This window comes from Pseudomonas sp. 32A, from assembly GCF_052682255.1.
Genome location: NZ_JBQYLY010000001.1, coordinates 5,012,501 through 5,036,881, shown reverse-complemented (window position 1 = coordinate 5,036,881; position 24,381 = coordinate 5,012,501). Strand labels below are relative to the sequence as shown.

At 61.6% G+C, this 24,381-nt stretch carries 19 protein-coding genes and 2 rRNA genes (1 of these 21 running past the window's edge); 13 read left to right on the top strand and 8 right to left on the bottom strand.

Annotation, left to right across the window (positions count from 1 at the left end; translation table 11 throughout):
• Positions 1 to 6: 6 nt before the first annotated feature.
• Genes ACUN0G_RS23275 through ACUN0G_RS23255 form a run of 5 tightly spaced genes read left to right on the top strand, consistent with a single transcriptional unit; the run spans position 7 to position 6,246 of the window.
• On the top strand, positions 7 to 1,224 hold the full coding sequence (locus tag ACUN0G_RS23275) for a glycosyltransferase family 4 protein (RefSeq protein WP_258346975.1): 1,218 nt from the start codon (positions 7 to 9) through the stop codon (positions 1,222 to 1,224).
• Positions 1,215 to 2,318, top strand: coding sequence for a glycosyltransferase family 4 protein (locus ACUN0G_RS23270; protein WP_258346976.1), 1,104 nt, complete (start codon positions 1,215 to 1,217; stop codon positions 2,316 to 2,318). Before ACUN0G_RS23275 ends, ACUN0G_RS23270 begins: the two co-directional genes overlap by 10 nt.
• A 2-nt stretch (positions 2,319 to 2,320) precedes the next feature.
• The gene (locus ACUN0G_RS23265; RefSeq protein WP_167665753.1) at positions 2,321 to 3,748 is read left to right on the top strand and encodes an O-antigen ligase family protein; all 1,428 of its coding nucleotides are present in this window, start codon (positions 2,321 to 2,323) and stop codon (positions 3,746 to 3,748) included.
• A gap of 2 nt (positions 3,749 to 3,750) precedes the next feature.
• A complete protein-coding gene (gene murJ, locus ACUN0G_RS23260) occupies positions 3,751 to 5,166 on the top strand; it encodes a murein biosynthesis integral membrane protein MurJ (RefSeq protein WP_445574368.1) in 1,416 nt (471 codons plus the stop codon).
• Positions 5,167 to 5,181: 15 nt separating this feature from the next.
• The gene (locus ACUN0G_RS23255; protein WP_445574367.1) at positions 5,182 to 6,246 is read left to right on the top strand and encodes an acyltransferase family protein; all 1,065 of its coding nucleotides are present in this window, start codon (positions 5,182 to 5,184) and stop codon (positions 6,244 to 6,246) included.
• Between the two features lie 113 nt (positions 6,247 to 6,359).
• Here the strand turns inward: ACUN0G_RS23255 and ACUN0G_RS23250 are convergent, their stop codons facing one another.
• On the bottom strand, positions 6,360 to 6,941 hold the full coding sequence (locus ACUN0G_RS23250; RefSeq protein ID WP_445574366.1) for a DUF4174 domain-containing protein: 582 nt from the start codon (positions 6,939 to 6,941) through the stop codon (positions 6,360 to 6,362).
• 243 nt (positions 6,942 to 7,184) lie between these two features.
• On the opposite strand from ACUN0G_RS23250, the gene ACUN0G_RS23245 reads away from it, so the two are divergent.
• The gene (locus ACUN0G_RS23245; protein ID WP_003208231.1) at positions 7,185 to 7,400 is read left to right on the top strand and encodes an AbrB/MazE/SpoVT family DNA-binding domain-containing protein; all 216 of its coding nucleotides are present in this window, start codon (positions 7,185 to 7,187) and stop codon (positions 7,398 to 7,400) included.
• Here ACUN0G_RS23245 and ACUN0G_RS23240 read toward each other — a convergent pair.
• Both ACUN0G_RS23240 and ACUN0G_RS23235 read right to left on the bottom strand, forming a co-directional pair.
• On the bottom strand, positions 7,397 to 7,975 hold the full coding sequence (locus tag ACUN0G_RS23240) for a GNAT family N-acetyltransferase (RefSeq protein WP_445574365.1): 579 nt from the start codon (positions 7,973 to 7,975) through the stop codon (positions 7,397 to 7,399). The two genes, ACUN0G_RS23245 and ACUN0G_RS23240, sit on opposite strands and share 4 nt — an antisense overlap.
• Positions 7,976 to 8,047: 72 nt before the next feature.
• A complete protein-coding gene (locus ACUN0G_RS23235; protein ID WP_445574364.1) occupies positions 8,048 to 10,405 on the bottom strand; it encodes a DNA polymerase II in 2,358 nt (785 codons plus the stop codon).
• A gap of 230 nt (positions 10,406 to 10,635) precedes the next feature.
• On the opposite strand from ACUN0G_RS23235, the gene ACUN0G_RS23230 reads away from it, so the two are divergent.
• The 6 genes from ACUN0G_RS23230 to ACUN0G_RS23205 all read left to right on the top strand — a co-directional run bounded on the left by ACUN0G_RS23230 (position 10,636) and on the right by ACUN0G_RS23205 (position 18,417).
• Positions 10,636 to 12,870 carry a TonB-dependent receptor gene (locus tag ACUN0G_RS23230; protein ID WP_445574363.1) on the top strand — a complete coding sequence of 745 codons (2,235 nt, stop codon included), beginning with the start codon at positions 10,636 to 10,638 and terminating at the stop codon, positions 12,868 to 12,870.
• Positions 12,871 to 13,065: 195 nt separating this feature from the next.
• Entirely contained in the window at positions 13,066 to 13,947 is an 882-nt protein-coding gene (locus ACUN0G_RS23225; RefSeq protein ID WP_445574362.1) for a LysR family transcriptional regulator, read from the top strand.
• 122 nt (positions 13,948 to 14,069) lie between these two features.
• Positions 14,070 to 15,176, top strand: a complete 1,107-nt coding sequence (locus ACUN0G_RS23220) for a tartrate dehydrogenase (RefSeq protein WP_445574361.1) — start codon at positions 14,070 to 14,072, stop codon at positions 15,174 to 15,176.
• A 2-nt stretch (positions 15,177 to 15,178) separates the two neighbouring features.
• Positions 15,179 to 16,627, top strand: coding sequence for an aldehyde dehydrogenase family protein (locus tag ACUN0G_RS23215; protein ID WP_258346987.1), 1,449 nt, complete (start codon positions 15,179 to 15,181; stop codon positions 16,625 to 16,627).
• A 32-nt stretch (positions 16,628 to 16,659) separates the two neighbouring features.
• Positions 16,660 to 17,418: an SDR family oxidoreductase gene (locus ACUN0G_RS23210; protein ID WP_445574360.1), complete on the top strand. Its 759-nt coding sequence runs from the start codon at positions 16,660 to 16,662 to the stop codon at positions 17,416 to 17,418.
• A 27-nt stretch (positions 17,419 to 17,445) separates the two neighbouring features.
• Positions 17,446 to 18,417: a cyclase family protein gene (locus ACUN0G_RS23205; RefSeq protein ID WP_445574359.1), complete on the top strand. Its 972-nt coding sequence runs from the start codon at positions 17,446 to 17,448 to the stop codon at positions 18,415 to 18,417.
• A gap of 49 nt (positions 18,418 to 18,466) precedes the next feature.
• Here ACUN0G_RS23205 and ACUN0G_RS23200 read toward each other — a convergent pair whose 3' ends face one another.
• From ACUN0G_RS23200 to ACUN0G_RS23190, 3 genes are all read right to left on the bottom strand, one after another.
• Positions 18,467 to 18,934, bottom strand: a complete 468-nt coding sequence (locus ACUN0G_RS23200; protein WP_445574358.1) for an SRPBCC family protein — start codon at positions 18,932 to 18,934, stop codon at positions 18,467 to 18,469.
• Between the two features lie 92 nt (positions 18,935 to 19,026).
• On the bottom strand, positions 19,027 to 20,919 hold the full coding sequence (gene mrdA, locus ACUN0G_RS23195) for a penicillin-binding protein 2 (RefSeq protein WP_010166602.1): 1,893 nt from the start codon (positions 20,917 to 20,919) through the stop codon (positions 19,027 to 19,029).
• 196 nt (positions 20,920 to 21,115) lie between these two features.
• A complete protein-coding gene (locus ACUN0G_RS23190) occupies positions 21,116 to 22,531 on the bottom strand; it encodes an aldehyde dehydrogenase family protein (protein ID WP_445574357.1) in 1,416 nt (471 codons plus the stop codon).
• A 101-nt stretch (positions 22,532 to 22,632) separates the two neighbouring features.
• Between ACUN0G_RS23190 and ACUN0G_RS23185 the strand changes: the two genes are divergently transcribed.
• Positions 22,633 to 23,523, top strand: coding sequence for a LysR substrate-binding domain-containing protein (locus ACUN0G_RS23185; protein WP_445574356.1), 891 nt, complete (start codon positions 22,633 to 22,635; stop codon positions 23,521 to 23,523).
• 77 nt (positions 23,524 to 23,600) lie between these two features.
• Here the strand turns inward: ACUN0G_RS23185 and rrf are convergent.
• A 5S ribosomal RNA gene (gene rrf, locus ACUN0G_RS23180) occupies positions 23,601 to 23,716 on the bottom strand.
• Between the two features lie 153 nt (positions 23,717 to 23,869).
• Positions 23,870 to 24,381: ribosomal RNA gene (locus tag ACUN0G_RS23175) — 23S ribosomal RNA — on the bottom strand; it runs 2,382 nt beyond the window's last position.

Genomic DNA, 24,381 nt, shown 5'->3' with positions numbered 1-24,381 from the left:
CCACCCATGCGCATCCTCTGGATCCTGCCCTACTCGCCTTGGCCCGCTACCAGCGGTGGCAAGACGCGCCAGTTTCATTTGCTGCGCAGCCTGGCTGCGCGCGGGCACCGGATCACCTTGCTGCTGCATGACAAACATGCGGTTTCGCTGACGGATCGCCAGGTGCTGGAAGCCTTTCTGGAACAGCTGATCATCCTGCCGCGCCGCCCGCTGCGCAGCCTGAAGACCTTGCTGGCCGGGCTGTTTGCGCCCTACCCGCTGCTGGCCAGTGTGAATGGTTTGTCGGGTGAACTGCAGGACACCTTCGAGCGATTGCTGACCGAGCATTGGGACGTGGTGCAAATCGAACACACCTACACCTTCCAGCCTTACGAAGCGGCATTGGCCCGTCGCTCCCAGCCGTTTGTGCTGACCGAACACAATGTGGAATCGTCCCTCGGCGCCGCGACTTACGACCGCCTGCCGGGCTGGGCGCTGCCGTTTATTCGCTACGATCAATGGCGCTACGGCCGCTGGGAACGTCGGGTGATGCGCCAGGCCGCGCAAGTGGTCGCGGTGACTGACGCCGATGCCCAGACCCTGGCGCAGATTGCCGGCAAACCGGTGCCGGTGGTGGTCAACGGTGTGGATTGCGCGCACTTCGCCGCCGCCCGCCCTGACCCCGCGACCCGCCGCGTGCTGTTTCTCGGCAACTACGAATACGCGCCCAACGTGGATGCCATCGAGTGGGCACTGGATGAAATCCTGCCGAAGGTCTGGGCCCGCTGCCCCGACGCACGCATGAGTGTCTGCGGCTTCGGCATGCCGGAAAGCTGGCGCGAACGCTGGAAGGATGGGCGCATCGAGTGGCAAGGCTTTGTGCCCAACCTGCTGGCCCTGCAGTCGAGCTGCTCAGTGTTTTTGGCGCCGTTGCGCCATGGTGGAGGCTCCAAGCTCAAGGTGCTTGAAGCCTTGGCCGCCGGCCTGCCGTTGGTGAGTACCGACCAGGGTGTGTCCGGGCTGGATGTGGTGGAAGGCCTGGACTACCTCGGCGGCCAGACCGCCGACAGCCTGGCCGACGCCGTGGTGCGCCTGCTGCAACAGCCTGAAGTCGCAGCACCGATGGGCGAAGCCGGTCGCGCCTATGTGCGCCGCGCCCATGACTGGAGCGTCGCTGCCAGCCAGCTGGAGCAGGTGTACGCCCAACTGTCGCCCCTGAACCAAAAGGAGCCGGCATGCGCGTAGGCCTCGATTACCGTACCGTCGGCACCTCGCCGCAATCAGGCATCAGTCGCCAGGTATACGCCCTGGAAGATGCCCTGCGTGCCATGCCCGGCATCGAGCTGGAACGCTTTACCGTCGCGCCGCTGGGAGATGAACTGCGCCTGAACGCCCATTGCCCGGACTGGGGCTGCGCCAAGACCGCCATGCATCAACCCCATCAGCGCCTGCGTTTCGAGGCGGGATTCTTGCCCAAGGCCCTGCGCGATGAGCGCATTGATGTGTACATCAGCACCTTCAATATGGGCCTGCCGCTGCCACCCAAACCCAAAGGCCTGCGTACCGTGGTGCTGCTGCATGACCTGTTTCAGATCACCCTGGACAACTACCACGCCAATCGCCTGAAGGCGATGATCTACAAAGCCAGTGATCGCCTGTCCATCACCTATGCGGTGCACACGGCGGACCGGGTGTGGACGCCTTCGCAGTACAGTGCCGATGAAACGGCGCGGCTGTTTCCCAAGGCGGCCGGCAAGATTCGGGTGTTGCCCAATCAGGTGGTCGGGTTTGCCGGACTGCCGGCAGACCTTTCGGCCCGGCAACTGCCCGAGCGCTATTGGCTGCTGGTGGGCACCCGGGAATTGCGCAAGAACGTGCCCTTCCTGGTGGACGCCTGGCAGCAGGCGCGCAGCCAATCGCCGAGCGTGCCGGAACTGGTGCTGGTGGGCAGCCTGGAGCATTTGCCCGAAGCACAGCGCAACTACCCCGGCATACGCGCATTGAGCGGCGTTTCCGATGCCGAATTGCACGGGCTCTATCGCAACGCCTCGCGCCTGTGGCAGCCTTCTTATGCCGAAGGCTTTGGCTTGCCGGTGATTGAAGCCCTGAGCGTCGGTACCCCGGTCGCGGTAGCCAGCGGTACCTCGCTGGACGAAATCACCCCGCCCCTGGCGCCACGGTTTTCACCCACCGACGGTGCGGCGCTGGTGCAATTGATGCTGCACCTGGCCGACCAACCCGTCGAACAACCGCCTGAACAGTTACGCAGCTGGGCCGAACGTTTCAACCACCAGGCCTACCGTCGGCGCCTGGCCGAACTGATCGAGGAATTGAATTGAGAATCTCACTGGGTAGCCTCGTCGCCATCGTCTTCGGCCTGCTGTTTGGTGGGTTGATCCTGTTCCTTTCCCCGGCCAAGGCCGTGCTGGCGGTGATCGGCCTGGCCGCTGCCGTGACGATTTTGCGGTTCCCGTTCTGGGGACTGCTGCTGTTCGCCCTGGTGGCGACGTTCATGCCCTACTCCACCCTCAACCTGGGGATTCGCAGTACGGTCAGCGAGGCGTTGATTGCGCTGACGTGGGCCGCGGTGATCTGGCACGGCTTCCTCTCGCGCCTGCCGGCTGCGCCACCGCTGTCCCGGCGCCCTACCGACCGCATGTTGATGTGGCTGATGATCTTCACGGTGGTGCCGTTTATCGTCGGCCAGGTGAGCATTACCGCCGAGGCCAGCGGCCTGGCGAACTGGTTGCGCTGGTTGCTGAACCTGTCGGTGCTGTTCCTCGCCGCCAAGCTGCTGGTTGAGCAGAAGAACCGCGAAGCGCTGGTGATTGCGCTGTTGCTGGGCACCCTGGCGATGCTGGTGATGTCCATCGGCGTGTTTATCCGCTCACGCTCGGCCTCGGGCATGTTGCCGATCCTGACCCTGATGAATTACGGCAGCCTCGACACCCTGTCCCTGGGCCTGGGCGCCATGGCCTCGCGGATGGGTTCGCCGTGGATGCACCCCAACGCCACCGGCGGGATCATGGCCTTGCTGCTGCCGTTGGCGTTCTGCTACGGCATCACCAACACCGGCTGGAAACGCGGCCTCGGCCTGGGTGTTGCCTGCCTGGGCGCGGCGGCCTTGCTGTTGGCCAGTAGCCGAGGCGCGATGGTCAGCCTGGCGCTGGTGCTGATCTGGATGGCGTCGCGGCGGGTGCCGTATACCGGGCGCTTGCTGATGATCGGCGTGGCATTGGCCGTGGCGCTGGTGCTGTCGTACCCACCGTTGCAGGAACGTCTGGCGACGATCTTTTCGACCCAGAACGCGAGTACCGAAGTGCGCTTCGACGAATACCGGATGTTCCCCCAGGCCGTGGCCAGTTACCCACTGGGCATTGGCTTCAAGGTTGACCCGCCGGTGCCGGGCACGCACCTGCTGGGGATCTCCAACCTGTGGCTGAACTTCGTCTACAAGACCGGCGTGATCAGCATGCTGCTGTTTATCGCCGTGACGTGGCGCTGGTGGCGTGAGTCCCGGCCGGAAATCGGCCCGATCCGCCTGACCAAGGACAACGCGATCTGGCTGGGCAGCACGGCGGGGATTCTGTCGGCACTGGTCAGCGGCTTTTTTGACCACTACTTCAGCTTCGCTCTGGTGATGATTGCGCTGTTCTGGCTGATGGTGGGGATCAACGTGCTGGAGGCGCGGCGACTGTTTCCGGCGCGGCTGCCACAGGCCAAGACCGTGTCATATCGCAAGCCTTTGCTCGATAGCGTCGGACCCTAGGCATGCTCGGATCGGCGTTCTGGTTGACCCTGGCAACCCTGCTGGGGCTGTGCCTCGGGTTTGCCCGTGAGTGGTTGTTGGTAGCCGCGTGGGGCGCGGGCGAGCGCAGTGATGCGTTTCTGATCGCGCTGTTTTTGCCCGAAGCCTTGCGTATGTCGCTGGCCGGTGGCGTGCTGAGCGCCGCCGCCCTGCCGCTGTACCTGCAACGCAAGGACGGCGAGCGCCTGGACTGGCTGGCGGTGCTGTTCCCGGCGCTGCTGTTGATTGCCCTGGTGACCAGCCTGCTGTTGACGCTGCTGGCGCCGTGGCTGGTGCAACTGCTTGGCCCGGGTCTGGCGGCAACAGCTACCAGCCTTGCCAGCAGCAACTTGCAGATCCTCGCCTGGAGCGTGCCGGGGTTGATGCTGCATGCGCTGTTCAGTATTCCGTTGCAGGCCAGCGAGCGCTTTGTGGTCGCGGGGCTCGGTTCGTTGCTGTTCAACCTGCCGCCGGTGACCTACCTGGCCCTCGCCGGCACCGCCACGCAACCGCACTCGCTGGCGTTGGCCTGCCTCACGGGCAGTTTGCTGATGCCCCTGGCGCTGTTGCCGTCGATGTTACGCCTGGGCTGGCGGCCTTGGCGGCTGCGGGCTTCGACCCTGGAATTGCGCGAGCTGGGTGGGCGCATCGGCCCGTTGCTGCTGAGCAATGGCGCCAGCCAGGGTCTGGCATTGATTGAACGGTTGGTGGCGTCGTTGCTGGGCGAAGGCGCCGTGACCTGGGTCAACCTGGCCCGCAAGCTGATGAACTTGCCACTGATTGCGCTGATGAGCCTCAACCAGGTGCTGCTGGGCATGATGAGCCGGCGCCAGGGCGACGAGCGCCTGGCCCTGCTCAAGCGTGGCCTGGAAACCGCCAGCCTGCTGACCCTGCCCGCCGGCGTCGGCCTGGTCGCCGCGGCGCCGAGCCTGGTGGCGTTGCTGCTGCCCAAGCAGTCGGTGGATTCGCCGTTGCCGCTGCTGCTGGCCTGGTTTGCCGTGCCGCTGGTGTTCGGCGCCTGGAACGCTTTGTTGGCGCGTTATGCCTACGCCGCCGGCGACACCCGCCAGCCGCTGCGCTGCGAGTTGCTGGGCAGCCTGGTGAACGTGTTGCTGCTGGGTGTGCTGCCGTTTGTGTTTGGCCTGGCGGGCATCCCGCTGGCCGCCCTCGCCGGCGTGCTGTGCACGGCGTTGCTGCTGATGCAACGCCAGGCCTTGCTCGGCGCCCTGCCCTGGAAAGGGCACTGGTTGCTGAGTGGGCTGGTGATGGGCGTGGCGGCGTTGGTGTTGTTTCGGGTTCAAGGTATTTGGCTGCAGTTGGGGTTGAGCACCCTGGCTGGGGCCGTGGTGTTGCTGGGCATGGGCCTGTGGCTCAAGCCGTGGCGCAAGGCAGATTTATAGAGTGGGAGCAGTCAGGTGAAAAAACGCTGGATTCAAATGGATATTGCCAAGGGCATTGGCATCCTGATCATTGTGTTCGGGCATGGTTGGTTCGTGGAGCATTCCCCGAATTTGCTGTACCCGATACTCGCGGTCTTTATCCTGCCGCTGTTCTTCTTCCTGTCCGGAGTGTTCTTCAAGCCCGAGCAGCCCTTCGTCGAAATGGCGGTGCGCAAGGCCGATGCCCTGCTCAAGCCGTTCTTCACCACGATGCTGGCGTACGTATTGGTGCGCGATATCCTGCGCGGCCAACCGCTGCTGCCCGACATTGGCGGCGTGCTGTACGCCTCGGTGGATACCCTGCCCTGGCAGGCCTTGTGGTTCTTGCCACACTTCTGGGCGGCGATACTGTTTGCCTGGGTGATGCTGCGGCTGATGCAACGCCTGGGCCTGTCCCTGGTGTGGAGTTGCGTGGTGGTGGGCGTGCAGTTGCTGCTGGGGGTCTGGACCCTGGACTGGTTCTGGCAGGTACCGATCACCGTCGGCGGCCAGACCTGGACGATGCCGGGGCTGCCCTTCAGCCTGGATGTCACATTGATCAGCAGTACCTATTTCATCCTCGGTTATCTGCTGCGGGACGTGCTGCGCAAACACCAGAGCTCACTGCTGAGCATGGTGGTGGCGCTGGTGGTGTACTTCGCGATTTTCATCCCGACCTGGGACACCATGGACCTGGCCCAACGGCGCTATGACCATTGGCTGTGGACCAGTGCACTGGCGGTGACCGGTGTATACGTCTGCTGGGCGCTGGCCGGGTTGATGATGACCTCTGCGGTATTGACCCGCGCGATGACCTACATCGGCCAATCGACCCTGATCCTGTTGATTTTCCATGGCGAGATTCAGCACAAGACCATCGCCCTGCTGCAGCATCTGGGTCTGCCGGATGTGGCGGCGGCGTTTATCGGGCTGGTGGTGGCGGTGGTGGTGCCGTTGATGATCGGCGAGGTGATCAAGCGGGTGGCGTTCCTGCGGTTCTTCTACTTCCCGTTCCCGGTGCGCAAGGCGCCGGCGGTGGCGGGTGAGAAGCCTGGAGTTTGAGACCTGATGTGGGAGCTGTCGAGCTTTAGCTAGGCTGCGATGGCATCACCGCGGTGTGCCTGAATTACCGAGGTGATGCTATCGCAGGCAAGCCAGCTCCTACAGAAAAACGCTCAATCATCCAGTGCTGGTTGTGGCGCTGGGTGCTTGGTGTTTTTGCCCGCCTTGGCGCCAGGCTTGCCAGCTGCAGGGGCAGCGGGCTCAGGTTCGGCCGGGGCGGCAAGCTCCTTTTCAGCCTGGGGCATCTGATCAATCGCGCTGAAGAAATCCGCCAGGTTGAGGGTATCCGGTGGCACGGTCTTCTCGAGTTTTTTCTCGCCGTCCTTGCCCATCAGAATCACTTTGGTGCCACTGCCGGCACCCAACTTGAGTGCGCGGATCAGCGCGTTGGTTTCAGGCGGGGCGAGCTTCTTGTTGTCCTTCGGGTCCTTGGCGAACTTCTCGCCTTCGGCGCCGATGCCGCCGAAGGATACGGTGTAGAGCACCATGCTGCGCTCTTCAAAGGACTGCTTGTTGGCAGGCTCCTCCAACTGTTTCTTGAGGGTGGCCAACGTCGGGTTGCCGGAGTCGAGTTCCACCACCACCAACGGGCGTGACTTGCCCAGGTCCTGCTTGAGCGGATTGATATCATCCGCGGCCAGCAGCGGCCCCGTAAAAGCCATCAAGGTAGCCAGGGTCAGCGACCGGATGAGCATGCACACCTCCTTTGAATTCCATGCAGGGTTCTTGAGTTTCATGTCTGCGACAGTCAAATTCAAGGATGATTCCTACGCCAGCTTCAGAAAGCGTAGGTCAGGACGCCCGCGACGCAAGGCGTTTAGCCACCTCAGGCCTCATTGTTTCTTCTGATTGCGGATACCCATCGTGACCATTGCCAGGGCTCCTGCTGTGCTTGAGGTGTTAGGCTAGGCCGTTCAATCGTTCAACGGGAAGCCATCATGCACAGTAAACGCGTCACGATCGAAGACTGGGACGGCGACGGCGCCATTCGCCTGCCGGACGAAGCCTTGCAGGAATTGGGGCTGGATGTGGGCGACACGCTGTACATCGTCGAGACCTATGTGGGCACGCAGAAAGGGTTCGTGTTGTCGACCACACCGAAAATTGCCGACCGGATGGATGAGCTGGTGGAAGAACTGAGCCACAAGCCCTAGCGAGCCAGCCTGGCCAGCAACCCCGCCTTCACCTGCGGCCATTCCGGATCAATGATGCTGAAGCGCACCGAGTTGCGCTTGCGGCCATCGGGCATGATGCGCTCGTGGCGCACGATCCCTTCCTGTACCGCGCCAAGGCGAAGGATCGCGGCCCGGGACTTTTCATTCAGTTCATCCGTCGTGAATTGCACCCGCACACAGTCCATGACTTCAAACGCATGGGTCAGCAGCAACAGCTTGGCCTCGGTGTTGACCCCGGATTTCTGCACCGACTGGCTGATAAACGTGTGGCCGATCTCCAGCTTGCGGTTGACCCGGTCAACCTTCCAGAACCGGGTGCTGCCCACCACTTCACCGGTGTCACGGCGCACGATCACAAACGGGATCATGGTGCCCGCTTCACGCCCGGCCAGGGCAATGTCCACGTACTTTTCGACGGTGTCGGGGCCCGGCACGTTGGTCACCTTGAGGTTCCACAGTTGCCCGTCGGCGGCGGCCTGTACCAAGGCGGCCGAGTGTTCGCGTTGCAGGGGGCGGAGTTCGACCGTGGTGCCGGTCAGGGTGATTTCAGTCATGGGAGTGCTGCGCCGTCTGGTGGTCGTCAGTGGCCAAGATTGCAGGCTCTGGCCACTGCAAGGCAAGCCGTTTTAGAACAAGCCCATCTGGCCACCCACCAGGGTGCCGAAGTCGTCATTCACAAACGGCAGGATCGCATCCGCCACCGGTTGCAGTTGCCGGGTGACGTAGTGGTCGTAGTCGATCGGTGCCTGGCGCACTTCCAGCGGTTCGGGGCCGTTGACGCTGATCACGTAGCTGATCCAACCACCGTTCTGGTACTGGCGCGGGCGACCCTGGCGGTCGTTGTATTCGTCGGCCAGCCGCGCGGCACGCACGTGGGGCGGCACGTTGCGTTCGTAGTCGCCCAATTGCCGGCGCAGGCGTTTGCGGTAGATCAGCAGTTCGTCGAGCTCACCGCTCAAGGTGCGGCGTACGTAGTCACGTACGTAATCTTGATGAGGCTGGCGGTGGAAGATCCGCTGGTAAAGCTCCTGCTGGAATTGCCGAGCCAGGGGCGACCAGTCGCTGCGCACGGTTTCCAGGCCTTTGTAGACCATTTCTTCGCTGCCGTCGGCACGGGTGACCAGCCCGGCGTAGCGCTTCTTGCTGCCCTCCTCCGCGCCGCGAATGGTCGGCATCAGGAAACGGCTGAAGTGGGTTTCGTATTGCAGTTCCAGGGCGCTTTGCAGACCGAACTCATTCTGCAGGCGTTCACGCCACCAGGTGTTGACGTGCTGCACCAGGTCCAGGCCGATGCGCGTGGCGTCTTCCTGGGAGTGGGCGCTGCCGAGCCAGACGAAGGTGGAGTCGGTGTCGCCGTAGATCACTTCATAGCCGCGAGCTTCGACCAGTTCGCGGGTCTGGCGCATGATCTGGTGGCCACGCAAGGTGATGGACGACGCCAGTCGCGTGTCAAAGAAGCGACAACCGCTGGAACCGAGCACGCCGTAGAAGGCGTTCATGATGATCTTCAGTGCCTGTGACAGCGGGGCATTGTGTTCGCGCTTGGCTACTTCGCGGCCTTCGGAAACCCGCGCCACAATCGACGGCAGGCAATGCCGGGTGCGGGAAAACCGCGCGCCGCGAAAGCCTTCCACCGACTCGCTGTCTTCCGGGTGGCGCAAGCCTTCAATCAGGCCCACCGGGTCGATCAGAAAGCTGCGGATGATCGACGGGTAAAGGCTTTTGTAGTCGAGCACCAGCACCGATTCGTAGAGGCCCGGGCGCGAGTCCATGACAAACCCGCCGGGGCTGGCCTGGGGTGGTTTGTCTCCCAGGTTCGGCGCGACAAAACCCTGGCGGTGCATCAGCGGCATATACAGGTGAGTAAACGCTGCCACCGAACCACCGTTGCGGTCCGCTGGCAGGCCGGTGACGCTGGCTCGTTCGAGGAGGAATTTCAGCAGTTCGGTCTTCTCGAAAATCCGCGTGACCAGCTCGCAGTCCTTGAGGTTGTAGCGCGCCAGTGCGGGCTTGTCCTCGGCGAACATGCGGTTGATTTCGTCCATGCGCTGGTACGGCGTGGAGATCGATTTACCTTCGCCAAGCAAGGTCTGTGCGACGTTTTCCAGGCTGAAGGATTCGAAACTCCAGGTGGCCGAGCGCAAGGCTTCGATGCCGTCGATGATCAACCGTCCGGCTGCCGCCGCGAAGTAGTGATTGCGGCTGCCATGCTCGCGCCAGCCCATGGCATCGCCACCACGGCCCAGCAGCAGCGGCACGTTCAGGCGCTGCGCATGTTCGTGCAGCACGCGAAGGTCGAACTGCACCAGGTTCCAGCCGATGATCGCGTCGGGGTCATGGGTGGCGAGCCACAGGTTCAGGCGTTCGAGGAGTTCGGCGCGGGTGTCGCAGTAGTCGAGCTTGAAGTCCACTGCGTCAGTTTTGTTGGGCGGGCCGAGCATGTACACCTGGCGCTCGCCGCAACCTTCCAGGGCGATGGAATACAGGTCGCCCTGGGCGGTGGTCTCGATGTCCAGCGACACCAGCTTGAGTGGCGGGCGGTAATCCGGCGCGGGTTTCATCTGCGCCTCCACCAGCATGCCGCCCTCGCCCGCCGTACCGCCAAACCACACTGGCGCGGTGATGAAGCGTTCCATCATGTAGCGATCAGGTGGGCGCACATCGCCTTCATAGACGTCGATGCCGGCTTTGCGCAGGCGCTTTTCCAGGTCCATCAATTGGCGATGTTGTTTGGTGTAGAGGCCCAGCACCGGGCGATGGTGGAAGTCGCAGAGCGCCAGGTCGCGCAACTCAATACCGCGCTCGCCCTTGAGCTGCAGCTCGGCGGGCTTGCGATGGGCCTGGGGGATGAACATCACGGAGGTCTGCACCGGCAAGCGCACACACCTGGGGCCCTGATCGGTGGCCAGCCAGAAACTGACCTCCGTGCCCGCCGGGGTGTCGCGCCAATGCCGGGTCAGGACAAACCCCTGCTGTAAATCCACCTTGCCGCACCTCAAGAATCGCTTTCAGGGCGTGATTCTACTCGGCCTGTGACAAGGCGCGGCGATTTAACCGAAATCGCCTACGCGCACGCAGACAACAATCTCACAAACTTGTTGCAGAACATTAATGACAATTACTATCATTCGCACCGGAGTCGTATCCGCGCAGCGAGGACGCGCAACGTTGTTGCCCTTTTCCTCACATTGACGGTTCGCCGTCAGGATCGACCATGCCCACCTCCATCCGTTTTGCTGTGCCGTTTCGCCCGACCCTGCTCGCCCTTTGCTGCTCCCTGAGCCTCACCGCTCACGCCGCCACTCCAGAAACCCCGCAGGATGCGAACAACAGTCAGGACGGCAAGGCTCTGGAATTGGGTGCCACCACCATCAGCGCCGACGCGCCGACGCCCAACGCCCTGCCCCCGGTGTATGCCGGCGGCCAGGTCGCTCGCGGCGGGCAACTGGGGGTGCTGGGCAATCAGGACATCATGGACGTGCCCTTCAGCATGTCGTCCTATACCGAAAAACTGATTCGTGACCAGCAGGCCGAAAACGTCGGTGATGTGCTGCTCAACGATTCATCCGTGCGCCAGGCATCGGGTTACGCCAACCAGGCCCAGGCTTTTGTGATCCGTGGCCTGCCGCTGAACGGCGACGACATTTCGTTCAACGGTTTGTACGGCATCCTGCCGCGCCAGATCATGTCCACCGACGCCCTGGAACGGGTTGAAGTGTTCAAGGGCCCCAACGCCTTTATCAACGGCGTGACGCCCGGCGGCTCCGGGATTGGCGGCGGTGTGAACCTGCAACCCAAGCGCGCCGATGATGTTCCATTGCGTCGCTTCAGCACCGACATCAGCAGCGACGGCCGGGTCGGCGAGCACCTGGATATCGGCCAGCGCTTTGGCGAAGACAATCGCTTCGGCGCGCGGGTGAATATCTCCCAGCGTGAGGGTGATACCGGGATTGATGACGAGAACCAGCGCTCGAAGCTGTTTGCGGTTGGCCTGGATTATCGCGGTGATGCACTGCGCTTGTCGGGGGATTTTGTCTACTCGAAACAGCAGATCAATGGCGGGCGCAACACCGTGCTGCTTGGCCAGAACCTGACCCATATCCCCAACGCACCTTCGGCCGACACCAACTACGCGCCGAGCTGGGGCACCAGCAGTCTGGAAGACACCTTCGGCATGTTGCGCGCCGAGTACGACCTCAACGACAACTGGACGGCTTATGTCGCCGGCGGTGCCAAGCACACCAACGAGATTGGCCGTTACTCCTCGGTCACGTTGAATGACACCCTGGGCAATGCCACCGTCAGCGGCTCGCGCATCGCCCACCAGGAAGACAACACCAGCCTGATGGCAGGCTTGAACGGCAAGTTCCAGACCGGCTCGGTCAGCCACAAGCTGAACCTCGGGTTGACCGGGATCTGGGCCCAGACCCGCAATGCCTATGACTTTGACTTCACCGGCCACGCCAGCAATATCTATAACCCGGTGGACGTTGCCGAGCCGGTCAAAGGCAGTTTCGTGGGCGGCGACCTGAACGACCCGGGCATCACCGCCAAGACCTTCGCCCGCAGTGCGGCGGTCTCCGACACCCTGGGCTTTATGGATGATCGTTTGCTGGTGACCGCCGGCTTGCGTCGCCAGGAACTGGTGGTTCAGGGCTTCGCCTACGGCACGGGTACTCGCACCGCCAATTACGACAAGTCGATCACTACACCGGTGTACGGCCTGGTGTTCAAGCCGTGGGACCATGTGTCGTTCTATGCCAACCATATCGAAGGCCTGGCCCAGGGCCCGACCGCTCCCCAGACAGCCGGCACAGCCCCCATCAGCAACGCCGGCCAGGCCTACGCCCCGGCGCGCTCGAAACAGACCGAGGCCGGGGTCAAGGTCGACATGGGCACCTACGGCGCAACCCTGGGTGTGTACCGCATCGAGCAACCCACCGATGGCTACTCACAACTCAGCGCCGACGGTTTAAGCGCCACCTATGTTCGACAGGGCGAGCAGGTCAACAAAGGCGTGGAGCTCAACGTGTTTGGCGAGCCTATCGCAGGGCTGCGCCTGTTGGGCGGTGCAACCATCATCCACACCGAAGTCAACGGCACCCAGAACGGCGCCAACGACGGCAATCGTGCCATCGGCGTACCGAGCTTCCAACTGAATGCCGGCGTGGACTGGGATGTACCGGGCCTGCAAGGCGTGACGGTGAACGGTCGGATGCTACGCACCGGCGGCCAATACGCCGACGCGGCCAACAACCTCAGCCTGCCCGCCTGGAACCGCTTCGATGTGGGCGCCCGCTACACCTTCAAGGTGAACCAGCGTGACGTCACCCTCGGCGCCACTGTGGAGAACGTCGCCAATACCAAATACTGGGAATCGGCCCTCGGCGGTTACTTGACTCAAGGCGACCCGCGCGTGGCCAAGTTGTCGGCCAGTATCGACTTCTAACCCCAGTCAATGGGGGAGCTGGCTTGCCTGCGATGCAGGCACCTCGGTGTGTCAGATGCACCTCGGTGATGCGATCGCAGGCAAGCCAGCTCCCACAGAAAAGCAGATCTGCCTTCATCCGTGTTGTTTGCCGGACATTGGACAGCCGAACGCCAACTGCGTAGTTTCCCAACCACTGCGCACAAGGACTCCGGCATGTCCCCCGACCTCACTTCCATCGAGCTGTTCCTCAAGGCGGTCAAGCTGGGCAACCTGTCCCGGGCGGCCGAGCACTCCCATCTCTCCCTCTCTGCCGCCAGCCGGCGCCTGTCGCTGCTGGAGCAGCACTTCAAGGTCGCCCTGCTGACCCGCACCTCCACCGGTGTTTCGCCGACGGCGGCCGGCGAAGTGTTGGCCCAGCATGCGCAGTCGATCCTTCGGGCAGTGGACAGCATGCACGCCGATCTCGCCGACTACGCCAAGGGCGCCACAGGGCGGGTTTGCCTGTACGCCAACAGTTCGGCGATGAGCCAGGAACTGCCGCGCCAACTGACCCAATGGAACACCTTGCATCCGGGCATCCGCCTGGATATTCGCGAGGAGCGCAGCCGGGAAATTCTCCAGGCCGTGCGTGACGGCGTGGCGGATGTCGGCATCGTCACGACCCGGCCCAGCGAAGAGTTGCGCTTTGTACCCTACTGCCAGGACCGCCTGTGCCTGATCGTGCCCCATGATCATCCGTTGAAAATGCGCCATGCGCGCTTCGAGGATTTGCTCGGCTATGACTTCGTCGGGCTGGAGGACAACGCCGCCATCACCCCGCTGATTACCGAAGCCGCCGCTGCGATTGGCATGCCGTTGCGGTTGCGGATGCAGGTGCGCAGTTTCGAAGCGGTGTGCCGCTTGATCGCTGCCGGCCAGGGCGTGGGCGTGCTGCCACAGGGCGCCGTGCAGATTTTCCGCAAGGAGATGGCCTTGCGCTTTATCGAAATCGACGACGCCTGGGCCAACCGGCAGATGTACCTGTGCATGCGCAAGGAGCAGCCTTCGCTGACCAGCCTGGCGTTGTTCGACTACCTGAGCGCCAACCCTGCATAAACCTTCGGCCTTCGAATTTTGCGAAGGCCGATTCCACAATGAGCAATTCCCCTGTTGTAACAGCTGTGCCAAGAATGCCCTCGCCAGACCTTCCTATAAAAAAACAAGACAGGAGACACGGCGTGTCCCAATCCCACACCCGCCCCACCCACCGCATCGCCGTGATTCCCGGCGACGGCATCGGCCGCGAAGTGGTGCCCGAAGGCCTGCGGGTACTTGAGGCCGTCAGCCGGCGGTTCGGTATTCACTTTCACTTCGACCACTTTGCCTGGTGCAGCGAGCATTTCCTGGCCCACGGTACGATGATGCCCGACGACTGGGCCGAACAGATCGGCAGCCATGACGCGATCTTCTTCGGCGCTGTCGGCGCGCCGGACATCATTGCCGACCACACCGCCGTGTGGGAGTCGCTGCTGAAGATCCGCCGCCAGTTCGATCAATACGTGAATATCCGCCCGGTGCGTCTGATGCCTGGCGTGCCCTGTCCGCTGGCCGGCCGTGTGCCGGGAGACATCGACTTTATCGTGGTGCGGGAAAACACCGAAGGCGAATACTCCAGTGTCGGCGGGCGCATGTGGGAAGGCACCTCGCGGGAAATCGCAGTGCAGGAGTCGATCTTCTCCCGGGAAGGCGTGGACCGCGTGGTGGATTACGCCTTCAAACTGGCGCAACAGCGGCCCCGGAAAAACCTGGTGGCGGCGACCAAATCCAATGGCATCTCCATCACCATGCCGTTCTGGGACGAGCGGGTGAACGAGATCGCCCGGCGCTACCCGGACGTGAAGACGGCCAAGTTTCATATCGACATTCTGTGTGCGCACTTCGTGCAGCACCCCGACTGGTTCGATGTGGTGGTGGCGTCCAACCTGTTCGGCGACATCCTTTCCGACCTTGGCCCGGCGTGCACCGGCACCATCGGCATTGCGCCGTCGGCCAACCTGAATCCGCAGCGGCGTTACCCTTCGCTGTTCGAGCCGGTGCACGGCTCGGCGCCGGACATCGCCGGGCTGGGGGTGGCCAATCCTATCGGGCAGATCTGGTCGGCCGCACTGATGATCGAGCACTTGGGCGACGGTCATCCGCTTTACCAGGAAGCCGCGGCGGCGATCGTATCCGCCATCGAAACCGTGCTTGCCGAAGGCCCGCGCACCCGCGAAATGGGCGGCAACGCCAGCACCGTCGAAGTGGGCCGCGCCATCGCCGAATGCGTCGCAGGGAACAGGAGTTGAACATGACCAACGCACATTACATCGCTAATCAATGGCTGGCATCGACCTCGCTGGAAGACATTCCCGTGATCGACCCGAGCACCGGCGAAACCTACTCGAGCATCGCCCGTGGCACGGCCGCCGATATCGATGCGGCGATCCGCGCGGCGCGCCTGGCACTCGGGGAAACCTTCGATGGCCCGTGGGGCACGTTATCTGCCGTGGAGCGCAGCCGCCTGCTGGCGAAGCTCGGCGTGGCAGTGTTGGACCATCATGAGGAACTGGCGCAGATCGAAGCGCGAGACACCGGCAAGGCATTGAAAGTCGCCCGCGCCGATGCCACTGCCCTCGCCCGCTACTTCGAGTACTACGCCGGTGCCGCCGACAAACTGCACGGCGAAACCCTGCCGTATCAGGCTGGCTACACCGTATTGACCGTACGCGAACCCCATGGCGTGACCGGGCATATCATCCCGTGGAATTACCCGATGCAGATTTTCGGTCGCAGCGTCGGCGCTGCGTTGGCGGCGGGCAATGCGTGTGTGGTCAAGCCGGCGGAAGATGCCAGTTTGTCGTTGCTGCGCCTGGCGGAGATTGCTGCCGAGGTGGGCTTTCCGGCTGGCGCGATCAATGTGGTGACCGGTTATGGCTATGAAGCGGGCGCGGCGTTGTGCGCACACCCGGGCATCGATCACATCTCGTTTACCGGCTCCACTGCCACCGGCACCGCCGTATCGAAAGCCGCCGCCGAGCGCCACTGCCCGGTGACGTTGGAGCTGGGCGGCAAGTCGCCGCAACTGGTGTTCGCCGATGCCGATCTGGATGAAGCGTTGCCGGTGCTGGTCAATGCCATCATTCAGAACTGCGGGCAAACCTGCTCAGCCGGCAGCCGCTTGCTGGTGGAACGCAGCATCTACGAAAGCCTGCTCGCGCGCCTCAGCCAGCGTTTTTCCGAGTTGCGTGCCGGGCCTTCAGCGCTGGACCTGGACATGGGCCCGCTGATCAATCAGAAGCAGCAACGCCTGGTGCGGGAGTTTATTCGCGAGGCCGAACTGGCCGGGATCACCGTCGCCGCACGTGGCACGGTGGTGGCCGAGGCTGGCAGCGGCGGGTATTTCCAGGAGGCGGTGCTGTTTCGCGATGTGCCGCCAGACAGCCGCCTGGCGCAACAGGAAGTCTTCGGCCCGGTGCTGGCCGTGATGCCTTTCGACGATGAAGCCGAAGCGATTCGCCTGGCCAACGGCACCGAGTTCGGCCTGGTGGCCGGCGTGTGGACCCGCGACGGCGCGCGGCAAATGCGCCTGGCGCGCACGCTGCGTTGTGGCCAGGTATTCATCAACAACTACGGAGCCGGTGGCGGCGTTGAACTGCCATTCGGCGGCGTGAAGGCCAGCGGTTATGGCCGGGAAAAAGGCTTCGAAGCGCTGCTGGGCTTTACCACCTTGAAGACCATTGCGATCAAACACGGTTGATTCCTCACAACAACAAGAACGGAGAACACACCATGCGTTTAGCCAATAAAGTCGCGATCGTCACCGGCGCCGGCTCGGGGTTTGGCGAGGGCATCGCCAAGACATTTGCCCGCCAGGGCGCCAAGGTCATCGTTGCGGACATGAACGCCGTGGGCGGTCAGCGAGTGGTCAATGAGATTGCCGAAAGCGGCGGCCATGCGCACTTTATCGAGGTCAACGTGACCAACGATGAAAGCATGGGCGCGCTGCTGCGCGGCACACTGGAGCAATTCGGTGGGCTGGACATTGTCATCAACAACGCCGGTACCACCCACCGCAACCGGCCGATGCTGGAGGTCGATGAGGCCGAGTTCGACCGGGTATTTGCAGTCAACGTCAAAAGCATCTTCTTGAGCGCCAAGCATTTTGTGCCGCACTTTCGCGGCCAGGGCGGCGGCGTGTTCGTCAACATTGCCTCGACGGCAGCGATCCGCCCGCGCCCGGGACTGGTCTGGTATAACGGCAGCAAGGGCGCAGTGGTGGTCATGAGCAAGACCATGGCGGCAGAGTTGGGGCCGGACAATATCCGCGTCAACTGCGTGAATCCGGTGGTGGGTGCCACAGCATTGCTCAGCGAATTCATGGGCGTGCCGGACACCCCGGAAAACCGCCAGAAGTTCATGGCGACCATTCCCCTGGGGCGCTTTTCCACCCCGCAAGATGTGGCCAACGCCTGCCTGTACCTGGCGTCGGACGAAGCGGCGTTCATCACCGGCACCTGCCTGGAAGTCGATGGCGGGCGCTGCGTGTAACTCACTCTCACAGGGACCGGAATTGCTATGTGTGATCTTCATAATAAGAACGAGCCGAACACCCGGGAATTGCTTGAAGGCCTGCCAAAGAATTGGGGTAAATGGGGACCGGACGACGAAGTCGGTGCCCTCAATTACCTGACTGAAGCCGAAGTGCTGCGAGGCGTCGCCTCGGTGCGACAGGGCAAGACCTTTACCCTGCAAGTGCAGATCGGCCACCCGGGCGGTGACCCGATGTGGCCCGCGCGCAACCCGTCGATGCGCTTCAACACCCTCGACCACAGCCATTACCACTTCGGCAAACAGCCGCACATGACCGGTGGCGCGGCGTATTCCGACGACGTGATCTTCATGCAACTGCAAGGCTCGACCCAGTACGACGCCCTCGGCCACGCCTGGTACGACAATCAACTGTGGAACGGCTACGACGCCCAGACCACCGTCGGCAGCATGGCCAAGGCCAGCGTATTGGCCATCGCCGAACGCGGCGTGGTGGGCCGTGCGGTGCTGATCGATATGGCCCGCCATCGCGGCAAGAAATGCCTGGGCCGTGGCGAAACCTTCAACCACCTGGACCTGCTCGACGCCGCCAAGGCCCAGGGCGTGACCATTGAAAAGCGCGACATCCTGATCATCCGCACCGGTTCCATGGGGGCGTTTTATGAGCTGGGCAAGACCGAGTTCTTCAAGGACCTGATGGAGCCGGGGCTGACCTACAGCCGCGAGCTGGTGGAGTGGTTCCACGCGATGGAAATCCCCAACCTGGTGACCGATACCATCGCCAATGAAGTGATCACCGACCCGGTGTCCGGGGTGCAGATTCCGCTGCATTGCGCACTGATGCGCAACCTGGGGATCGCCTTCACCGAGATTGTGTTGCTGGAGGAACTGGCCGCCGATTGTGCGGACGACGGCCAGTGGAAATTCCTCTACACCGCCGCCCCGCTGAAGATTGTCGGGGGCAGCGGCGCACCGGTGAATCCGGTGGTGATCAAGTAGACGCTCAATCTCAGTGGCGAATTTGCGAATCGCGAACTCGCCACTGGACTCAAGGCCGATGGGATTTCGCCAGGTACTCTTCGATGTTATTCATCTGATCGTCCCAGCCTCGGGAGTTCTTCTTGTAGGCCTTCTGGCGGCGAGCGTCCGGGATCGCATCGAAACCTGACTCCACCACCCGCAACAAGATGCCTTCGGCGTGATCCTCAAGGGTGAACTCCACCAGTGTGGGCGTTTCGGCGTCGTAATCGACATCCTTGTCTACGGCGTAGGGATGCCAACTGAAAGAGAAGCGTGTTTGTGGCTCAAGGCGCTCGATTTTGGCTTTCCACACCACATGCTCGTAACCGGGATAAGTAATTTGGGCTTCGATGGCCCGGCCCTGGGCAAACTGCTTGCCCTTGAGAGCGATGCCAAACCAGTTGCCGAATTGCTCGGCGTCGGTCAGCGCATCCCAGACCCGTTGACGTGGCGCGTTGAGCAGGACTTTACGTTTGATTTCATTTGATTCGTGCATGAGACACCTCCTGTATTGACAGTAGGCGACATCGACCAATGCGCAACCTTTGACAAGGTATAAGGCATGAACAGCGTCATGCCCGGAAGACCTCAGACGTGGGGATCACCCGGCGCCTTACTGGGCGTCGCGTATTGCGGCTTCAAATGGCCTTCCTGATCGAGCAACCAGGCATCCATGATCTGCCGCACCACCGGCCCTGCGACTCGGCCACCGGCCTCACCGTTCTCGATCATCACCGAAATCACGATCCGCGGGTGCTCCGCCGGGGCGAAACCGACGAACAAGGCGTTGTCACGGTTGCGTTCCAGGGTCTTGAGACGGTTGTAACGCTCGCCCTGCTTGATCGCCACCACCTGTGCGGTACCACTCTTGCCGGCAATCCGGTATTGCGCGCCGGCTGCAGCCGCCCGGGCGATACCTCGTGGGTCGTGCATCACCAGTTGCATGCCGTGGTTGACCTGTTCCCAGTCGCGCGGGTCTTTGAGGACAACGTTGGGCATCGGGTTTTCATCCACTGGCGCCACGCCATTGATGGTCTTGGCCAGGTGCGGGCGGTTCCACACGCCTTTGTTGGCGATCAACGCAGTGGCCTGGGCCAGTTGCAGCGGGGTGACCTGCATGTAGCCCTGGCCGATGCCGAGGATCACGGTTTCACCCGGGAACCACGGTTGGCGTCGGGTGGCGCGCTTCCAGGCCTGGGATGGCATCAAGCCGGCCGACTCTTCGAACATGTCGAGGGAGACTTTCTGGCCAAGGCCGAACTCGGCCAGGTAGTCGTGCAGGCGGTCGATGCCCAGCTTGTGGGCCAGGTCGTAGAAGTAGGTGTCGTTGGAGCGCATGATCGCTGCGTCCATGTCTACCCAGCCGTCGCCGCTGTGGTTCCAGTTGCGGTATTTATGGTCGAAATCCGGGAGTTGGTAATAACCCGGGTCGAACACGCGGGTCTGGGCGGTGACTACACCGCTGTCGAGGCCGGCGATGGCCACTTCCGGCTTGATCGTCGAGCCCGGTGCGTAGAGCCCCCGCAGCACGCGGTTGAACAGCGGACGATCAAGAGAGTCGTGAAGCGCTGCGTACTCCTTGAAGCTGATACCGGTGACGAACAGGTTCGGGTCAAAGCTTGGTTTGCTGACCATCGCCAGGACTTCGCCGGTTGCCGGGTCGAGAGCGACCACCGAACCCCGACGGTCGCCAAGGGCTTCTTCGGCAGCTTCCTGGAGCTTGACGTCCAGGCTCAGGACAATGTTTTTGCCGGGGATCGGGTCGGTGTGCTTGAGCACTCGCAGGACGCGACCCTGAGCGTTGGTTTCAACTTCTTCATAGCCCACGTGGCCATGCAGCTCGGACTCGTAGAAACGCTCGATCCCGGTTTTACCGATGGATTGCGTGCCCCGGTATTCCACTGAATCGAGAGCCTTGGATTCTTTTTCGTTGATCCGGCCTACGTAGCCAATGGAGTGGGCAAAGTGCGCACCCAGCGGGTAATGGCGGACGAATTGCGGCTCGACATCCACGCCAGGCAGGCGGAATTCGTTGACGGCCAGCACGGCGATCTGTTCTTCGGTCAGCTCATAAAACAGCGTGACGGGGACGAAGGGATGACGCGCTTGCTTGAGCGCTTTATCAAATACGCCACGGTCCTCGGCAGGCAAATGCAGGAGGCTGACGATGGCGTCCAGCTCACCCTTGAGATCGGTCGTACGTTCGCGGGTGATGGTCAGGTTGTAACTGGGACGGTTGTCGGCAAGTACTACACCATTGCGGTCATAGATCAGGCCGCGCGTCGGTGTAATCGGTAGGACGTGGACGCGATTGTTTTCGGAAATGGTGGAGTGATAGTCGTACTGCACCACCTGCAGGAAGTACATCCGGCCTACCAGGGCGCAGGTGATGCCGATGACCAGCAGCGCGCAGGCCAGCAGCCGCTTGTTGACCAGGCGGTTTTCTTTTTCGTGGTCCTTGATCGGTATCGGTTCAGGCATTTCTACAGCATCTCGTTGAAATAAGGTCGACGCCGCTTCCTGCGGAGAATAATCAGTCCCTGTGAAAATGTGCTGCACCATACCAAAAATGCGGAAACACTTTGCATCGATTTCCCTGAACGGTGTGCTTATAGGGCCTGTTCATGCCCTTTGGTTTGGGACGTGGACCTTATTCATACGTTTTCATGCTGAGGAATCAGCTTAGGATGGACTTGGGCTCCAGAAAGGCTTCCAGGCCAAATGTGCCGTACTCGCGGCCAATACCCGATTGCTTGAAACCGCCAAACGGGGCCAATGGCTCATGGGCTAGGGTATTGATCAGGACTCGGCCGGCATCGATACGGCTGGCCAGATTGCGGGCGCGTTCGGGATTTGAAGACAGGATGTACGCCTGGAGGCCGTAGGGGGTGTCGTTGGCTATCGTCAGTGCTTCCTCCTCGGTCGCGTAGGTAATGATCGATAGCACCGGGCCGAAAATCTCCTCGCGAGCGATGGTCATTTGATTGGTCACGCGGCTGAATACGGTGGGTCTCACGAACCAGCCCGCCGTGATGCCTTCTGGCAGACCGGGGCCTCCCGCTAGAAGGTGAGCGCCCTCCTCGATCCCGATCTGAATGTAGCGCTGCACGCGCTCCCATTGTTTAAGGCTGACCATGGGGCCCACGGCCGTGGCTGGATCACGAGGATTACCGGCTTGTACTTTGGTCACTTCCTCGATCATCAGCGCTTCGATTTCAGCCAGGCGACTTTCAGGTACCAGGATTCGGGTGCCGGCGATGCAGGCCTGACCACTGTTCATGAAGCCGGCCTGGAGAGCCAGGGGCACGGCGGTTTTGAGATCCGCATCATCGAGAATCAGCACCGGTGATTTTCCGCCTAGTTCCAGGGTGACGCGCTTCAGGGTCTCGGCGCCGGTGCGCAGGATGGTTTTGCCGACAGTCGTTGAGCCGGTGAAGGAGACTTTTGCGATGTCGGGATGGGCGCTCAACACGGCACCTACGGTTTCACCACGGCCGGTGACGATGTTGAACACGCCCGCGGGCAGCCCCGCTTCATGGAGTGCGCGGGTGACGATGGAGGTCTGGATTGCGCTCATTTCACTGGGTTTGATCACCGCGGTACAGCCGGCGGCCAGCGCCGCAGCGAGCTTGGCGCAGATAAAACCGGCGTTGCTGTTCCAGGGCGTGATCAAGCCGGCCACACCCAACGGCTGCATGACCACCTCGGCAATGCCGATACGTCGGGAGAAGTTGTAGTTCTCCAGAACCGAAGCGGCATCCTGCAGGACGCTGGCCGCGTGCTTAGCCATCCATCGCGCACGGGAAACAGGGGCACCGTACTCCTCGATAATCGCGTTGGTGAGTTCGTCCTCAATGGATTCAACGGCAGCGTGCATGCGTTTTAGATAGCCGATGCGTACGTCTTTCGAGCTGTGGGATAACTCGGTAAAAGCTTGCTTGGCGGCAGCGATGGCATCCAGGGCGTCCTGTTCATTGGCCAATTGAACCTGGCCGATACGCTGGCCTGTGGCGGGATTGAACAGGTCAAAAAGCTCTTCGCCATGAGGAGTTACAAAAGCGCCGTTGATATAGATCTGGTTGATGCGTTGCATAGGTCCTCCGGGACGCTGAGCTAGTGCGTCCTACGGTAAGTCACTATGATTGAGCTGATAAGCCGTACAAATCGGCATGAGTTGATGAGTGATTCAGGACAATGAACACATCCGGACTGAATGAACTGGAAGCCGTATTGGCAGTGGCGCGCCATCGAAGTTTTCGTGCGGCGGCGACTGAGTTGAATGTGTCGACGTCGGCGCTAAGTCACTCTATTGCAGGGCTTGAAGCGCGGATGGGGGTGAGGCTGTTCAATCGCACAACCCGCAGTGTGTCGTTGTCTGAAGTGGGCGCAGAGTTTGTCGAGACGATCACTCCGGCACTGTTGAGCATTCGCATTGCTCTGGAACAGGCGGGAAATCGCAGTGCGGAGCCGAGCGGTACTTTGCGCCTGAATACCTCAGCAGGTGCCGCAAAGCAGGTGATGCCGCTGTTGCTGGAGTATTTGCGGCGCTATCCGCGGATGAAACTGGATATCGTCACTGAAGGGCGTCTGGTGGATATCGTTGCGCAGGGGTTTGATGCGGGGATTCGTCTGGGCGACACGGTTCCTCAAGACATGATCGCGGTCGATATCAGCCAGGCTCAGCGTTTTGCGGTATTGGGCAGCCCGGAGTATTTTGCCAACCACCCAGTCCCCGTCAGCCCGACAGATCTACGGGCCCATCAGTGTATTCGCAGCCGAATGCCTGGCGGTGCGATCTACCACTGGGAGTTTGAGCGTCATGGCGAAGCTATTGCCGTAGAGGTGTATGGGGCTTTGACCCTGGATAATCCGACGTTGATGCTTGAGGCAGCCAGGGCGGGACTGGGCTTGACCTATCTTACGGAATGGAATGCCGCCGCTGATTTAGCGAAGGGGACGTTAGTGCGTGTGCTGGAGGAGTGGACGCCATCGTTTGATCGTCTGTGCCTCTATTATCCAGGAAGACGTCATGTGCCGGCTGGATTAAGGGCGCTGATCGACTTGATCAGAGAGAAAGGATTTTAAACGGCAACGCAGTGAGTTTTCGACCGCCCAAAACAAAACCCCTGATCGCGTTAGCAATCAGGGGTTTCGGAATTTAATCTTGACGATGACCTACTCTCACATGGGGAAACCCCACACTACCATCGGCGATGCATCGTTTCACTGCTGAGTTCGGGATGGGATCAGGTGGTTCCAATGCTCTATGGTCGTCAAGAAATTCGGGTACTGAGTCGTGACCAGCTGGCCTCGCTTCAGCAAATTGGGTATGTGATAGCTTTCGGTGTTTGTGAGTATCTCGAACTTTCGGTTCGTTTCGTCTTCACACACCGCAATCTGGTCTCTTCGACGCAAATTGCTTGGGTGTTATATGGTCAAGCCTCACGGGCAATTAGTATTGGTTAGCTCAACGCCTCACAGCGCTTACACACCCAACCTATCAACGTCGTAGTCTTCGACGGCCCTTCAGGGAACTCAAGGTTCCAGTGAGATCTCATCTTGAGGCTAGTTTCCCGCTTAGATGCTTTCAGCGGTTATCTATTCCGAACATAGCTACCCGGCAATGCCACTGGCGTGACAACCGGAACACCAGAGGTTCGTCCACTCCGGTCCTCTCGTACTAGGAGCAGCCCCTCTCAAATCTCAAACGTCCACGGCAGATAGGGACCGAACTGTCTCACGACGTTCTAAACCCAGCTCGCGTACCACTTTAAATGGCGAACAGCCATACCCTTGGGACCGGCTTCAGCCCCAGGATGTGATGAGCCGACATCGAGGTGCCAAACACCGCCGTCGATATGAACTCTTGGGCGGTATCAGCCTGTTATCCCCGGAGTACCTTTTATCCGTTGAGCGATGGCCCTTCCATACAGAACCACCGGA

Coding starts and splice junctions, on each gene's coding strand:
- ACUN0G_RS23200 (WP_445574358.1), bottom strand. CDS start 18,934: ATGCACGAATCAAATGAAATCAAACGTAAAGTCCTGCTCAACGCGCCA.
- ACUN0G_RS23185 (WP_445574356.1), top strand. CDS start 22,633: ATGAACACATCCGGACTGAATGAACTGGAAGCCGTATTGGCAGTGGCG.
- murJ (WP_445574368.1), top strand. CDS start 3,751: ATGCTCGGATCGGCGTTCTGGTTGACCCTGGCAACCCTGCTGGGGCTG.
- mrdA (WP_010166602.1), bottom strand. CDS start 20,919: ATGCCTGAACCGATACCGATCAAGGACCACGAAAAAGAAAACCGCCTG.
- ACUN0G_RS23250 (WP_445574366.1), bottom strand. CDS start 6,941: ATGCTCATCCGGTCGCTGACCCTGGCTACCTTGATGGCTTTTACGGGG.
- ACUN0G_RS23190 (WP_445574357.1), bottom strand. CDS start 22,531: ATGCAACGCATCAACCAGATCTATATCAACGGCGCTTTTGTAACTCCT.
- ACUN0G_RS23205 (WP_445574359.1), top strand. CDS start 17,446: ATGTGTGATCTTCATAATAAGAACGAGCCGAACACCCGGGAATTGCTT.
- ACUN0G_RS23275 (WP_258346975.1), top strand. CDS start 7: ATGCGCATCCTCTGGATCCTGCCCTACTCGCCTTGGCCCGCTACCAGC.
- ACUN0G_RS23270 (WP_258346976.1), top strand. CDS start 1,215: ATGCGCGTAGGCCTCGATTACCGTACCGTCGGCACCTCGCCGCAATCA.
- ACUN0G_RS23225 (WP_445574362.1), top strand. CDS start 13,066: ATGTCCCCCGACCTCACTTCCATCGAGCTGTTCCTCAAGGCGGTCAAG.
- ACUN0G_RS23245 (WP_003208231.1), top strand. CDS start 7,185: ATGCACAGTAAACGCGTCACGATCGAAGACTGGGACGGCGACGGCGCC.
- ACUN0G_RS23230 (WP_445574363.1), top strand. CDS start 10,636: ATGCCCACCTCCATCCGTTTTGCTGTGCCGTTTCGCCCGACCCTGCTC.
- ACUN0G_RS23210 (WP_445574360.1), top strand. CDS start 16,660: ATGCGTTTAGCCAATAAAGTCGCGATCGTCACCGGCGCCGGCTCGGGG.
- ACUN0G_RS23215 (WP_258346987.1), top strand. CDS start 15,179: ATGACCAACGCACATTACATCGCTAATCAATGGCTGGCATCGACCTCG.
- ACUN0G_RS23240 (WP_445574365.1), bottom strand. CDS start 7,975: ATGACTGAAATCACCCTGACCGGCACCACGGTCGAACTCCGCCCCCTG.